The 14,501-nt window shown below is 56.0% G+C and carries 14 protein-coding genes and 1 pseudogene; 6 read left to right on the forward strand and 9 right to left on the reverse strand.

Going from position 1 to position 14,501, the window contains the following annotated elements:
- From aspS to ABGT74_RS00760, 4 genes are all read left to right on the forward strand, one after another.
- A partial coding sequence (aspS, locus tag ABGT74_RS00745) for an aspartate--tRNA(Asn) ligase (protein ID WP_346704063.1) occupies positions 1–1,324 on the forward strand: 1,324 nt, incomplete at its 5' end.
- Positions 1,325–1,524: 200 nt separating this feature from the next.
- Complete coding sequence (locus ABGT74_RS00750) at positions 1,525–2,061, forward strand: sigma-70 family RNA polymerase sigma factor (RefSeq protein WP_297282327.1); 537 nt, start codon at positions 1,525–1,527, stop codon at positions 2,059–2,061.
- Positions 2,042–3,448: a hypothetical protein gene (locus ABGT74_RS00755; RefSeq protein ID WP_346704064.1), complete on the forward strand. Its 1,407-nt coding sequence runs from the start codon at positions 2,042–2,044 to the stop codon at positions 3,446–3,448. The genes ABGT74_RS00750 and ABGT74_RS00755 overlap by 20 nt, the downstream gene beginning before the upstream one ends.
- 299 nt (positions 3,449–3,747) lie before the next feature.
- On the forward strand, positions 3,748–3,990 hold the full coding sequence (locus ABGT74_RS00760; RefSeq protein ID WP_125116550.1) for an HPr family phosphocarrier protein: 243 nt from the start codon (positions 3,748–3,750) through the stop codon (positions 3,988–3,990).
- Positions 3,991–4,073: 83 nt separating this feature from the next.
- Here the strand turns inward: ABGT74_RS00760 and ABGT74_RS00765 are convergent, their stop codons facing one another.
- From ABGT74_RS00765 to ABGT74_RS00780, 4 genes are read right to left on the reverse strand one after another with little or no spacing between them, the layout of a single operon-like run.
- On the reverse strand, positions 4,074–5,138 hold the full coding sequence (locus ABGT74_RS00765) for a Xaa-Pro peptidase family protein (protein ID WP_346704065.1): 1,065 nt from the start codon (positions 5,136–5,138) through the stop codon (positions 4,074–4,076).
- Between the two features lie 10 nt (positions 5,139–5,148).
- The gene (gene aroQ, locus ABGT74_RS00770; RefSeq protein WP_346704066.1) at positions 5,149–5,583 is read right to left on the reverse strand and encodes a type II 3-dehydroquinate dehydratase; all 435 of its coding nucleotides are present in this window, start codon (positions 5,581–5,583) and stop codon (positions 5,149–5,151) included.
- Entirely contained in the window at positions 5,580–6,440 is an 861-nt protein-coding gene (locus ABGT74_RS00775; protein WP_346704067.1) for a TIM barrel protein, read from the reverse strand. Before ABGT74_RS00775 ends, aroQ begins: the two co-directional genes overlap by 4 nt.
- Positions 6,433–6,945, reverse strand: coding sequence for a YqeG family HAD IIIA-type phosphatase (locus tag ABGT74_RS00780; protein WP_346704068.1), 513 nt, complete (start codon positions 6,943–6,945; stop codon positions 6,433–6,435). Before ABGT74_RS00780 ends, ABGT74_RS00775 begins: the two co-directional genes overlap by 8 nt.
- A gap of 126 nt (positions 6,946–7,071) precedes the next feature.
- On the opposite strand from ABGT74_RS00780, the gene ABGT74_RS00785 reads away from it, so the two are divergent.
- Entirely contained in the window at positions 7,072–7,845 is a 774-nt protein-coding gene (locus ABGT74_RS00785; RefSeq protein ID WP_346704069.1) for a hypothetical protein, read from the forward strand.
- Here the strand turns inward: ABGT74_RS00785 and ybaK are convergent.
- The 5 genes from ybaK to ABGT74_RS00810 form a co-directional block, all read right to left on the reverse strand.
- Positions 7,832–8,311, reverse strand: coding sequence for a Cys-tRNA(Pro) deacylase (gene ybaK / locus ABGT74_RS00790; protein WP_297282320.1), 480 nt, complete (start codon positions 8,309–8,311; stop codon positions 7,832–7,834). The two genes, ABGT74_RS00785 and ybaK, sit on opposite strands and share 14 nt — an antisense overlap.
- Positions 8,312–8,416: 105 nt before the next feature.
- Positions 8,417–10,264: an S-layer homology domain-containing protein gene (locus ABGT74_RS00795; protein WP_346704070.1), complete on the reverse strand. Its 1,848-nt coding sequence runs from the start codon at positions 10,262–10,264 to the stop codon at positions 8,417–8,419.
- A 13-nt stretch (positions 10,265–10,277) separates the two neighbouring features.
- Positions 10,278–11,453, reverse strand: coding sequence for an ABC transporter permease (locus ABGT74_RS00800; RefSeq protein WP_346704071.1), 1,176 nt, complete (start codon positions 11,451–11,453; stop codon positions 10,278–10,280).
- A gap of 3 nt (positions 11,454–11,456) precedes the next feature.
- Positions 11,457–12,188, reverse strand: coding sequence for an ABC transporter ATP-binding protein (locus ABGT74_RS00805; RefSeq protein ID WP_346704073.1), 732 nt, complete (start codon positions 12,186–12,188; stop codon positions 11,457–11,459).
- Positions 12,188–14,014 carry an HlyD family efflux transporter periplasmic adaptor subunit gene (locus ABGT74_RS00810; protein ID WP_346704074.1) on the reverse strand — a complete coding sequence of 609 codons (1,827 nt, stop codon included), beginning with the start codon at positions 14,012–14,014 and terminating at the stop codon, positions 12,188–12,190. The genes ABGT74_RS00805 and ABGT74_RS00810 overlap by 1 nt, the downstream gene beginning before the upstream one ends.
- 169 nt (positions 14,015–14,183) lie before the next feature.
- On the opposite strand from ABGT74_RS00810, the pseudogene ABGT74_RS00815 reads away from it, so the two are divergent.
- Positions 14,184–14,501 (forward strand): annotated as a pseudogene (locus tag ABGT74_RS00815) (hypothetical protein); the annotation flags it as partial.

A 14,501-nucleotide genomic window follows, 5' to 3' on the forward strand; every position in this document is an offset into this window, starting at 1 on the left:
GGAAATGATTCACGAAGCGGGCCAGTATGTCGATACCGTAAAGCGCGTGTGCGATGCGGTCGGCGGCGAAGTCACCTTCCGCGGCACGGTGCACCGCGTGCGCGATATGTCGGACTTTGCGTTCGTCATCATGCGCGTTGAGCGCGGCCTGATCCAGTGCACCTTTCAGGGGGATGAGATTGGCGGTGTCAAGCGCGCCGACATCAAGGATGCCATGGTGCTTGAAGTCACCGGCAAGGTGCAGGAAGAACCGCGCGCCGAGCATGGCGTTGAGGTTGTGCTGAGCGCAGTCAGCATCCTTGCCCGTCCGTATGACCAGCTGCCGGTACCGCTCGGCAAGAAATATATGGGCCTGTCGCTCGACGTCGATCTGCCGCTGCGTCCGATCACGCTGCGCCATCCCATCAAGCAGGCGGTATTCCGTGTGCAGGGCGCGATTGCGGATGGCTTTGCGCAGTATATGCAGTCACAGGGCTTCACCCACATCCACACGCCCAAGATCGTTGTTGCGGGCGCAGAGGGCGGCGCCAACCTGTTCAAGCTGGACTATTTTGGTCAGCCGGCTTATTTGGCGCAGTCCCCGCAGTTCCACAAGCAGTATCTGGCCGGCGCATTCGGCCGCGTGTACGAGGTCGGCAGCGTTTACCGCGCCGAGCGTCATAACACCTCGCGTCATCTGAACGAATATATCGGTCTGGACTTTGAAATGGCCTACATCGACTCGATGTACGACGTCATGGCGATGGAGACCGGCATGCTCAAGGCAGTCATGGCTTACGTCAAGGAGCATTGCGCCGAGGAGATCGCGCTGCTCAAGGCCGACATCCCGGAGATCACCGAGATCCCGACCATCCGCTTCCATGAAGCCAAGCAGATCATGGAGGAGAAGTACGGCCACAAGTCCAAGAACCGCTACGACCTTAATCCGGACGAAGAAGTGCTGCTCTGCCAGTGGGCGAAGGAAGCGCATAACAGCGAGTTCGTGTTCGTCACCCACTTCCCGTCTGCCAAGCGTCCGTTCTATGCGATGGACGATCCGGAAGATCCCAAGCTCGCCCTGTCGTTCGACCTGCTGTTCCGCGGTCTGGAAATCACGACCGGTGGCCAGCGTATCCACGATTATCAGGAGCAGATCAACAAGCTGGAAGCGCGCAAGATGAACGTCGAGCTGTTCGAATCGTTCACTATGCTGCACAAGTACGGCATGCCGCCGCACGGCGGTCTGGGCATCGGTCTGGAACGCCTGACCATGCAGCTGTTGAAGCTGAACAACGTGCGCGACGCGTCCATGTTCCCGCGTGACATGAACCGCCTCGAACCGTAAAAGCAAAACGGCAAGCACCGTCGGAATGTACAATTCCGACGGTGTTTTTTTGTCTGTATCCTCCTATTTCGGCGCCCACACTTTGGAATTCGCGTTGAGTTTGGTAACAAAACGGAAAAATATCCTGCCAGACTGTCACAAAATGCGCCCGACTTTCGTTATAACGGGTGAACATGTTCCTAAGGAAAGGGGGCGCAGTCATGGACGCCCGCCCACTCGATGAGCGCTTTGCCGAAGGCAGCGAAGCCGCGCTCACAGATGTCATTGCACTATATGGCCAGCCGCTTCTGCGATATTGCCATCATATCCTATGCGATTATCATGAAGCGCAGGACGCCGTGCAAACCACCTTCATCAAAGCCTATGACAACCATCACCGGTTCCGTCCGGGCACCAGCCTGAGCGCATGGCTGTACCGCCTTGCCTATACGACCTGCGTTGACCTGCTGCGCCACCGCAAACGCCAGCTGGTCACGCCGCCGCCCGTTGCTGCTGACCCGGATTATATCGGCGAAGACCTGCGTCATGCACTGGAAACCCTATCGCCTGAGCAGCGCGCATTGGTATACAGCCGTGTCATTGAGCAGCGCAGCTTTGATGCGCTCGCCGTGATTTACGGTAAGCCAGCCGCGACTCTGCGCAAGCGGTATGAACGCGCACGCAAAAAGCTGGCCCAAGCGCTGCAAGGTACGCCGGCAGAAAGGAGGAGCAAGGAATATGAAACTCACACCGGATGACCTGCGAATCCGTGAGGCGCTGGAACAAATCGAAACCCCGATGTATGACATTGCCGGTGCCGTGCGCGAACAACGTGCCCGCCGCAGCCGCCGTATGCCGCTGCGCAGCCCACAGCGTATTCTGGCCGCCGTCATTGCCGCGGTTTTGCTGACCGCCACCGCAGCGGCCGCCATGGTGCAGCTTTCCGGTGGTTGGAACGCGCTGTTCGGCCAAAATGTAATGATACCGGATGGCCTTGCCACCCCTGTACATCAGTCGCAGGACATCAACGGTTGCATCATCACACTGGAAGATGCCATCATCAGCGAGAACGACGTTGCCGTGCTTTATTCCTTCCGTTATGCAGACGGCTCTGTGGTCAATCACGATTCGCGCATTACCCTTTTGGGCAATTCCAATCTGCTGATGGACGGTTCAGACGAATACTGCATGTCCTCCAGCGGGATCGGCTCCATGGACAGTCAGGACCCCTCGGTGGAGTACTACTATGAAGCCTTTTCGCTGAGCGAAGATCCCGGCGACCGGCAGCTAACGCTTACCATTGATCCGGCATCCTGCATGGAACAAAGCGACACACTGCCTGCTCCAATGGATCTTGCCGCAATCTACCGCTCGCACCCAGTGGCCTATCAGGAGGAAGATGGCGGAACCGAACGGCTCGTCGCCTTGCAGCAGCAGGACTGCGCAAACGCCGTTCTGCCGCAGTCGGAGCAAGCGCCCGAAATCCAGTTTGCAGGCGCCGCCTTTGAGGGCGACATTTTGTGCGTTTCGCTCCGCATGCCCGCCTATGATTCCTATGACAGCATGGCAGCGCAAATCGAAGCCCTGCGGGACATCCGCACTGGTCACCTTTACTATGGCTCGCTTCATAGCTACGGCACAGACGATGGCATCGAGCTTTGCGAAACCCAGTTTGAGGGGCTGACGGAAGAGGATCTGCCGTATCTGGAGCCGCAAATCTCCTACCGGCGCTATACTCCGCTGACCAAGACGGGCTGGTCGTTTTCTTTCTGTGCACCAAGTGCAAACACGCTGACGCGTGAACTGAATCTGACGATGGCAGAGGGGCTGCAACTCGATCAATTGACCATCACACCTTTGGGTGTGGAACTCTCTGGCACCATGCCGGTCGATGCGACATCCGAAGGTCTGCTGCAATTTGATGACCAGCAGACACCAGTGGTCACGCTCGTCTTACAGGACGGAACGACCGTGCGCACGGTTTCGCACAGCAAGTCGCTCGGCACAGATAGTTCGGATACATCCATCGTGGAGTTTGACATCGAATACCAATACCAGAACGGCTCGGAAAGCCGCCGTTTCCTGCAAACGGAAACGATTGCGGCCATCCGAATCAATGATATCACCATTCCGATAGAGGAGTAGAAAGCCCTGTGGGGGTAAATGAGGCCGGACAGTGTGGGGCTGTTCCGGCTCGGCATATAACAGCCTGCTGATGCGCAGGCTGTTCTTTTTTGGTTACATCCTTGTTAAATTCGCACATTGCACAGTTTTTCTGTGTATTTTTTGTGCATCAAATACAAGAAACAGAAGGCACACACCGCTTCCCGCTCCAAAATGATGAAAAATACCGAATAACGCAAAAAACTCTTTCCTTTCTGTATTTTTATGCTATAATGATAGCAGAAAAAACATTCAGCGTTTTTGAAACGGAGGTAATCATTATGACCAGAGGTATCCGCGTAAAGAATACGGATGACATCCAGAAGATCAACAAGATTGTCACCAAGTACGGCTTTGATATCTGGATTCACGGCAAGAGCGGTATGGTAGATGCTAAGAGCCTGCTCGGCATGTTCCTGCTGTCGCTCAACGAGCCGCTGCAGATCGTACTGGAGGACGACGTCGATCCGACCGCCCTGTTCAAGGATCTGGCTGACTATCTGGAGATCGAGGACGAGGACTAATCCCCTCCCCCCTTCGCAATACTTAACAGCAAAGCACCGGAAACGTAGGCGTTTCCGGTGCTTTTTTCTTGTCTGTTTGGTTTTTACAGGATGCGCAGCGTCTTGGGCGCTTCGGTCAGATTGATGCAGCCATCTTCGATCACATACAGCATATCCTCGGTGCGTACCCCGAATTTGCCCGGCAGATAAATCCCCGGCTCCGCGGTCAAGATGCTGCCCGCCGGCAGCAGCGCATCCGCGCGCGAGGATGCGGTCGGCGCTTCGTGTATTTCCAACCCCACGCCATGACCGAAGCCGTGACCAAAGGCATCACCATAGCCCGCTTCTTCGATCACGCGGCGCGCCGCGCCGTCTACCTCCCTGCCAGACACGCCTGCCTTGCAGCAGGCGATCCCTGCCAGTTGTGCATCCAGCACAGCGTCATACACGCGCTGCATCTCCTCAGTCACATGACCGACCGCGACCGTGCGCGTCATATCCGAGCAGTAGCCGTCTACAATGCAGCCGAAATCCATCGTCACGAAATCGCCTTCCGCAATCGTTTTTTCGGTTGGTACGCCATGCGGCTTCGAACTATTCGCACCCGACACCACGATCGGGTCAAACGACATATTCTCCGCCCCATAGTGCAGCATCAAATAGGTCAGGCGCGCGGCGATTTCCTTCTCGGTCACGCCCACACGGATATCGTTCATTACCTCTTCGAGAGCCTGCTCAGCAATGCGCTGCGCCGCAACTATCTTTTCTACCTCGTCGTCCTCTTTGGTCACACGCAGACGGGCTACACTGTCCTCCAAGCGCATGACGGTGGCATGCAGCGCAGTCGCCCATTTGGTGTACTCGGCATACGTCAGCGTCTCATCCTCCAACGCCACTTTGCGCACACCGTCCTGCTCGATCAGCTCGTTGATCGCTGCGGTATAGCTGCGACCTACGCCGATTTCGCGCACCTCAAAGTCTGTAACCGCTGCGCGCGCCGCTTCTACATAGCGGAAATCCGTATAGAACACCGCCTGCTTGTCAGACAGGTACACCACACCCGCCGTCGAATGAAAGCCGGTCGCATAGCGGCGATTGACTTCACTAGTCAACACCAGCGCATCATACGGCGCTTCCAGCAGCAGTTCCTGCAATTCCTTTCGCTTCATGGTTATCGCCTCACCCGATGATTGCCTTGACCGCATCCACGGCTAGCAGATAGCTGTGCTTGCCAAAGCCCGCGATCACGCCCGCACACACCGGCCCAATCACCGACTTGTGGCGGAATTCCTCGCGCGCATGCACGTTGGACATGTGTACCTCTACCGCAGGCAGGCGCACCGCCGCAATCGCATCGCGCAGCGCGTAGCTGTAATGCGTATATGCGCCCGCGTTGATGATGATGGCATCGCAATCCTCACGCGCCGCATGAATGCGGTCAATGAGCGCGCCCTCCGAGTTGGACTGAAATACCGAGCACTCCATCCCCAGACGCTGGCATTTGTTGACTACCTCCGCGTTGATCGCGGCAAGCGTCTCCGAGCCATAAATACCCGGCTCACGCTGGCCGGTCAGGTTGAGATTGGGTCCATGAATCAGCAGCACTTTTTTCATTTTTCTATCTCCTTGTGAAAAATTTGCATCATCGTCACAGCATCCTCGGCCTGCGTTCCGGCCGATTCACAAATGAAAGTCGGGGTGTAGCCCCGCGCTGCGGCCTCCTGCGCCACCGGCGTGAAGTCCGGCCCGTATTCCGCATCAGCAAAGGTCAAATGCCGCACCTCGCCCTTGTCGTTATACTCGATATGGGAAAAATGCGCGTGCAGCATGCGTGTTCGCTCGATACCAATGGTATTCTCCATCAAATCAAACAGCCGTCGCACATCCTCGCGCGTGGACATGCCGCCGCCTGTGCGGCAGTTGAGATGACCGAAGTCGATGCAGGGCAGCAAACGCTCGTCCGCTGCGACCAGCTCGCAGACCTCCTCCGCCGATCCGAGCACACTCTTTTTCCCCATCGTTTCCAGGCAAACCGTGCAGCCTGTCAGATGCGCTTCCTCCAAGGCACGCAGGATGTTTTTCACATTCTCATGCGTGTTGCGCATCGCGCGCTCGCGCGTCAGCTTGCCCTGTCCGCCGCAATGCACCACCATGCGCGTCGCACCGAGCGGCACCGCCAGCCGCGCCGTTTCCAGCACGTAGCCAATATTCTTTTCCATCCGTTCGGTTTCCTCAGACGAAAGGTTGATGAAATACGGTGCGTGAATACTCATACGGATATCATGCAACGCTGCCGCCGCACCGATTTTACGCGCCGTTTCCTCCCCGCAGCGCACGCCGCGGCCGCACTGGTATTCAAACGCGGTCAGGCCTTTCGCAGCCAGCCACGCGGGTGCGTCCTCGCTTTTCTTGAAGCCCTCGGCGGCAAAGGACTCGGAATTGCCCGCCGGGCCGAATCTTGCCTTACTCATGCCGTCCTCTCGCCTCCATCCTGCGCTTGCCGCGCTCGATAAAACCGCGCTCGATCTGATAACGCACGTTCACCCAGAAATAATGTCGGTCAAGGGTCTGCACATAGCAGGTCAGCGCGCCAACGCAGTTTCCGCCGAGCACATCGGTGAAAATCTGGTCGCCCACCACGGCGATCTGGCTGAGCGGCAGTCCCAGCTGCTTTGCCGCGCGGCGGAAACCAAACGACAGCGGCTTTGTCGCCCGGCAGATATATTCCGCGCCCAGCGCTTCACAAAACTTGCCTACGCGTCGCTCGCGGTTGTTGGAAAACACCAGCACCTGCACGCCTGCCTCGCGCAGCGTGCGCACAAAAGGCGCAAGTGTATCAGGCGGCAGCGCGGCTTTGTGCGAGGCCATCGTGCCGTCCAGATCAATCAGCACACCGCGAATCCCATGCCGCTCGAGCAGCGCGGGCGTTATATCATAAATGGAATCAAACACATAATCCGGAATCAGTTTGCTCATTCGTTCACTCCTGCGTTCTCACTTTGGCGAATGCCACATATAGTGTAATAGAATTTGTCCAAAAAGTCCAGTGCAGCGCCGCAGCCTTCGCTTTGCACCGCTGCCCCGAACACAAGGGAGTCGATCATGATGGTATATACGAAAAATCTGGTGCTGGTATGCACCGGCCGGGATACGGCACGCGCAGCCGGGCAAGGCATGCCGGTTCTGCACCTTTGCCTGGGCATCACGCCCAAGGGCGCTTTGCAGCGCCTGCAGTTGCCCACCGCACAGGCGCATTGTCTGCTCGGCCTATGCGACCCACCGCTCGATCTAGCGATGTGCAACCCCGAACGGCTAGCGTCTGATCTGGTTTTTGAGGCCAAGCGCACCGGCGCACCCGGCGTATTTGCAGACTTTGAACATGACACTCCGCGCGGCCGCGCGCTGTTGAGCGCTTTTGACACCGCACTGCACGAAGCGGATATCCCGTTTTTCGTCCCGCTCGCCTGCGGACGGCAGCTAACGCATGCGGTTTTGACCACGCCGACTGCACTTTCAGGCGGCAGCCTGACCGCCTATATTTCGTCCCTGCAAGGTATCTACGGCGCAGCACGCATCGCGGCGTTTTTGCAGCCGGTCTCACAGGATTTCACCCTGCCCTCTACTACGCCGAACGGCAAAACCCTGACCAAAACCGAACGCGAAACGCTGCTGGCACACACCGGTGCGCAAGCGTTCTTCTCCCGCGAATTATGCGCAAAATACTTCACCTATACCGACACAGACGGCCGCGCGCACTTTGTTCTGTTCGACGATGCTTCCACGCTGGAGGCCAAGCTAGCGCAGCTGACCGGCTGCGGTGTACAGACCGTGTTTGCGCTCTTTCCAGACGCCGCCGAGCTGCTCAATCCGTCGTGATCGGTGCAGTTTTGGCGCGCGTCAGTGCAATGAGGTCAGCCGGGGCGCACTCGATCTGATAGCCGATCTTACCTGCTGATACGATTACAGTGGGAATGGTGTTCACGCTCTCGTCAAACACGGTTGCAAACGCCTTTTTCATGCCCACAGGTGAGCAGCCGCCGCGCACATAGCCGGTCAGTCCCAGCAGTTCCTTGACATGAACCAGTTCCACCGACTTCTCCCCCGCGGCTTTGGCGGCCTTTTTCAGGTCAAGCTCTTTTGCCACGGGGATAACAAACACATGGTAGCTGCCCGATCGGCCGCGCGCAACCAGCGTTTTAAATACCTGCTCCACGTTCTGACCGAGCAGCTCGGCTACCGTCACGCCGTCCACCGCTTCCTTGCCGTGCGGATATTCATGTGCGGTATACGCGATTTTATGCTGTTCGAGCACGCGCATCACATTGGTTTTATCCGAAGCCATTTTTCTCGCTCCAATCTGCGTTTTATACAGATATTATAGCTTCCATTTGTGCAAAGCGCAAGAAATATCAAAAGGGTTTCTCCAATGGAGAAACCCTTTTTTGTGTTATGCAGGCTGCGCAATCACAATGCGGATGCGGCCACCGTCATCCGTATCCTTGTCGTAATAACAGGTGATGTTATATGCATCAAAGTTGTTTCGCAGTTCAGTCATCGAGATCAGGCTGTAATTGGAGTTCTCATATAGATATACTGCACAGTCATCCCAGAACAGCCAGCTTTCATCATCCTTTGTTACGCCAAGCTGGGTGATGCTGTCCGGATTTTTGATCTGGTAGAGCGCACGCACCGACGCAAGCTGACCGTTTTCGATTGTCAGCCGTGCAGGCCCGGTCGACGCGCCGAGCGAACTGCCGTTGGTGGACAGTGTTTTCTTTTCCCCATTCACCAGATAAGTATATTCGCCTGAGGCGCTCATGCCGGTTGACTCATCCTTCGCCGAGGTGATAATACCATACTCATATAAATCACCCGTGAAATCCCGCAGAATCAAATCCGTGATCTCGCCTGCATCATTCACCGCATAGTAGCGCACATCGCTGCTGTCCAACACGGCACCATTTAAGCGGGAATAGTAAACACGCACAGCTGCGGTATCATTGACATCCAAAATCCGGACATCATCCGCCATGGTACGGCTGCCGATGGTGCGGCCCGATACTGTGCCGGTGACCGAAGCAGATTTCAGGATAGAAACATCGGTTCCGGACGAGCCGAAACCGATAGAAACCAAATCGCCTTCATAAATCGTGGTCTTTGAACAGGGATAGACATAGCTTTCCCCGTCCGTTGCTGTGGCGGTAATCGTGCGGGAGGTAGATGCATTGCCAACCGCATTATAGTAAGTGCCTGTGCCGACCGCTGTCACCACGCCGGCAACCGACGCCGCATAGTCCTCTGCGGGCAGCGCGTAGGCCACCTTACCATCCTGACCGAGCAACAGCGTGACCACATCGCCGATATTCAGTCCGCCCAGCGTGGACAGTTCATACGCCGCCTCGCTCGTCTCGATTTCGTAGGTATTACCTGCCACCGTAACAGAAGTCGGTGAAGAGGTGGAAGGAGAAGCGGATTGATAGGTGCCGCTGACCGCGTTGGCATAGGCCCATATGGTCGAGTCATTATAGTAAATGACATCATATTTCTTCACTGCGTCAGCAGTAGATGCGTAGCCGTTTCGATATACGGTTTTATTCTCGCTCGAAACAATTTCAGACAAGTCGCCCTCTACCACAAACGGCCCTTCCATCGTATCCGATACCATGCTCAGATAGTCGATCTCACCGTCACTGTTCAGGGTATAACCCAGTGTTTGCGCATAAACCTGTCCGTCCTTGGTGTCTGCGTTGAGCAGATTGTAAAACAGGTACATCATATTGCGGCGCGTCATCGCCGTGCCCTGCGAAGCGGTCACTCCTGTGTCCAGCCCCAGCGACTGATAGAGCGCCAGCTGCCCATAGGGATAAGAGCCAGAAAAGTCCTCGGTCGTATAGCCGAGCAGCTTGAGGCAGCCAGTGGCCGCCTCTTCCAGCGTTACCGTTTGATTGGGTCGATAGCTGCCATCCAGATACCCGGTCAGCCAACCCTGCTGCACGGCGGTTTTGATATAGCCCGCCGCCCAGTGCGTGTACGGCACATCCTTGAACAGGGAGACATTGGACGTGCCCGCCACCTTATCCTTATAGCTGGATGCTGCAACCAGCATTTTGGCATATTCCGCGCGGGTAACCGTTTTATCCAAATTCATGTTGCCGCTCGTGTCGCCCACCATGATGCCGGTCGAACGGATGACCTGTTCCACCACGCTTTCCGACACCACAGACGCAGCAAACGCCATCGGCAGACTGCCTGCGAGCAGCACCGCTGCCAGCAGCAGCGAAAGTATCTTCTTCATGCTTCTCCTCCTTTTAATCATAGCGCAGCGCGTCAATCGGGTTGAGCTTTGCCGCCTTATTGGCCGGCATAAAGCCGAAAAACACACCGATGAACACCGAAACACCAAAGCTGACACCGACCGCACTCAAGGACGGCGCCGCATCAATACCGATCACCTGCCCGAGCGCAAGCGCCACACCTGCGCCAAACACAATGCCGATCACGCCGCCGAGCGCCGAGGTCGTCCCGGCTTCAATGACGAACTGACGCATGATATCTCGTTTTTTCGCGCCGAGCGATTTGCGAATGCCGATCTCGCGCGTGCGCTCGGTCACGGACACGAGCATAATATTCATAATGCCGATGCCGCCGACCAGCAGCGAAATACCTGCAATACCGACCAGCACCATGGTCATCATGCCGGTCATTTCCTCCATAGAGTCAATCATTTCCTGCATATCGGAAATGGTGTAGAAATCGTCATTTTCAAATACCGCATACAAGGCATTGTCCAGAATGGTCATGCCCTGTGCATTCAGGGAAGCATCCCATGTGGCAAACGTATAGGCTGAAATCTGACCGAAGCTCATCTTGGAGGCCGTGGTATACGGCAGATAGATGCAGTCATCCGCTGAGCCTTCGGTCGAGTCGTCCTGCTGCTCGATCACGCCGACCACAGTCAGTGCGTTACCGTTTACCTTGACTGTCTGCCCGATCGGGTTACCACCCAGCATATTGGCCACATAGGTGCCGACTACGGCCACTTTGCTGCGCGCTTCCAAATCTGCGTAGCTGATAAACCGACCGTTTTGCATCGCAAGGCCGTTGATCTCCGCATACTGTTCGGAAACGCCGCTGACCGATGTGGATGAAAAGCTGTCCGAATCGGTTGCTGTTTTGACCGAACCCATGATGATTACCGTCGGGCTCATGCCCATAAATACGTCGGCGTTTTCCTCATACAGGTCATACATGTCATCCACATCCACCGTACGCGACGAGCCGCGTCCGGTGACGTTCACAGTCAGCATGTTGGTGCCCATATCCTCGAACATGGAGGTGACCTCTCCCGTCATGCCCTGCATGAGCGAAACAAGGATGATGACCGAACCGACACCGATGATAATGCCCAGCATGGTGAGAAATGCGCGCAGCTTACTGCCAGCCAAACTTTTGAGCGCCAGCTTAAACGCCTGTGTAAATCCCATCCGTCAGTCTCCTCTCGGGAAGGCCTCGCGCGCCGGGCCGTCAAAGATGATTTTTCCGTCCGCCACGCGGATAACGCGCTTCGCTTCCTGTGCAATGCCGTTGTCGTGCGTGATCAGAACGATTGTATTGCCTTCTTCGTTGAGCTTCTGCAGAAAGTCCAGCACCTCACGGCTGGTGCGCGAATCGAGCGCGCCGGTCGGTTCGTCTGCCAGAATGACTGACGGATTGCCCGCAAGTGCGCGCGCAATGGAAACACGCTGCTGCTGGCCGCCGGAGAGCTGACTGGGCAGGTTTTTCTCCTTGCCCGCAAGGCCTACGCGCGCGATCTGATACCGCGCTCGCTCGGCGCGCTCCTCCGCAGGAATCTCGGCGTACAGCAGCGACAGCTCCACATTTTCCTGCACATTCAGCTTAGGGATCAGATTATACTGCTGAAAAATGAAGCCCAGTGTTTTGTTGCGGATCTCTGCCTGTTCATCGTCGGTCAGTTCGGATACATCCTCGCCGTTGAGAAAATACTGCCCGCTCGTCGGCACATCCAAGCAGCCGATGATATTCATAAGCGTACTTTTTCCCGAACCGGACTGACCGACGATTGCCACAAATTCACCCTTGTAAATCTTCATCGAAACGCCATCCGAGGCGTGCACATCCGTATCACCCATGTGGTAAATCTTATAGATATCGCGCAGTTCGATAAGTGGAGTGCCGCCAGGCGCTTGTTCTGTTTTCATCACGGCATACCGCCTCCGCCAGAAGGCATACCGCCGCCGGAGGGCATGCCACCTCCACCACCGGAGGGCATAGCACCCATATCACCGCCGGACATGCCGCCCATGCCGCCGCCGGGCATCATGCCCATCTCGCCCTCCTCACCGGAGGACTCGTGCATCACCTGCGGCACATAGACGATGTCGCCTTCCGAAATACCGGAAACGATCTCAATATAAGTATCATCCGACAGGCCGGTTTCGACCTCGACCGCTTTCCAGCCGTCGGGCAGCAGTGTGCCATTCACCATGGTTCCGTCCGTATTCTTTTCACTGTCATCCTTGACATAGACGATATTGCCGCGCTGAACCGCAGAAATTGGTACAGCAACCGCATCCGTCGCTTCGCCTACGACGATGGTTGCGTCCACATTCATACCGGGCAGCAAATCCTCCGGAGGATCATCAATCTGCACGGTGACCGGATAGCTGGTCACGCCGTTCGCTGTCGTGCCCGCGACCGAGACCTTAGTCACCACGCCCTCGATCGTACCTGCGTTTTCCAGCGAATCACAGGTGATATTGACCGTCTGCCCGACTGCCACCTGATTGATGTCCAGCTCGTCAAGCGAAATATCAAAGGTCAGGTAGGACAGATCATAGATGACCGCCAGCGTTGTCTGTCCGTTGGTCGCATCGAGCGTATCGCCAACCTTGGTATTTTTGGTGATTACCGTACCGTCAATGGGTGCCGTAATGGTATAGTCATCCAGCTTGTCGACCGTGTTCTGATAGGAAAGCTGCTGCTGGGCAAGGGATAGCTTGCTGTTTTCCACCTGATTTTCGACCGATGTGGAGGACAGCGTCGCCACGGTCTGCCCCGCCGATACGGACGAACCTTCCCGGATGGACAGGCTCGCTACCTTGCCGGCAGTATCCGCCGTAATGGTAAACTCAGACAGATACGTAAAGTTTGCGCCCTGATTGCAAGCCACTCCACCCACTGTTGCGCTTGCCGCCGAAGAGGTGGACAAACCGCCCGGATTGCTCACCTGAATGGTCACATTGCGCACGATCTGATAGCCATCCAGCACGGTATCCGCGGCATCAATCGCCGTAACGGTGCCAGTCAGCGTTTCAAACGAACCGTCGATGGTAACCGTCGCCGTGCTGCCCACGCTGAATGTGGCTGCATCCGAAGCATTAAACGGCACGGTCAGCTCCATGGTAGAGGAATCGCGCACATCTGCAATCGTCGCGCCCGCCTGCACCTGATCGCCTACCTCAACATACAGCTCGGTCACCACGCCGGATTTGTCCGACTTAATATTCAGATCATCCAGACTCTCCACCGTCTGATTATAGCTGTTCTGGCTCTGCTGCAAGGAAAGCTGTGCCTGATCAATCGAATTCTGGACATCTGTACTGTCGATTTCATACATCACATCGCCCTTTTTCACCTCGTCACCTTCTTCAAACGTGCAGGAAAGCACCTCTCCCTGCACTGAGCTGGTGACGGCGTACTGGTTGGCCGGTTCAATTGTGCCGGTCGCAGACAGGGTCAGCTGGATATCCTGTCGGGACGCTTCGCTCTCGGTATAGGTTTGCATCACCTCACCTTTACCCGACAAGAAAAAGTGCCGAACGCCGAACACTCCGGCCAGCACAACCACCAGTGCGACCGGAATGATCACCTTCTTTTTCAGCTTTTTACGTTTTTTCTTTTTGCTGTGCGCACCGGGCGGTGCACTTTCTGCGGAAGCCTCCTCTTTGGCCTTGGTGTTCGCAGAAAACAATTTCTTCCCTTTGCGGGACTTTTTATCGCGCAATTTGTCAAACGGCAGTTTCAATCTTTGCTCCCTCCTGCTCACGTTTTATTGCCGCGTATCATCATAAGCTCACTTGTTTGAAGAAAGATTGAAAAAACCGTAACTTAACAATTTTTCCACTACTCCTACACAAAAACTCCACATACACCGCGCAAAATAAAAACACCCCTCGCAAGAAAGGAGATTTTTCATGCGCGTTCTTCTGATTGGGGCAACTGAGAATGAAAAGATTCCACAAGCGCTCCGGCGCGACCATATTTTGTTTGACCACATCCCACTGCCCGGCACGGAGCCACTTATTTTTCCGGAGGGGCTGTATGACGTCGCAGTCCTGCTGACCAGCAGTGCAGGAAAAGCTGCAGCGCAGCAATTGACCGCGCTCCTGCCTTCACTGCGGGAGGATGGCATGTCCGTGCCGCTGCTGATCGTGGCAGCACATCTGTCCGCGCGCGACCGCATCGTAGTGCTGGACGCCGGCGCGGACGATGTGCTGACCCAGCCTTTCCTG

Source organism: uncultured Agathobaculum sp., assembly GCF_963927765.1.
Classification (GTDB): domain Bacteria; phylum Bacillota; class Clostridia; order Oscillospirales; family Butyricicoccaceae; genus Agathobaculum.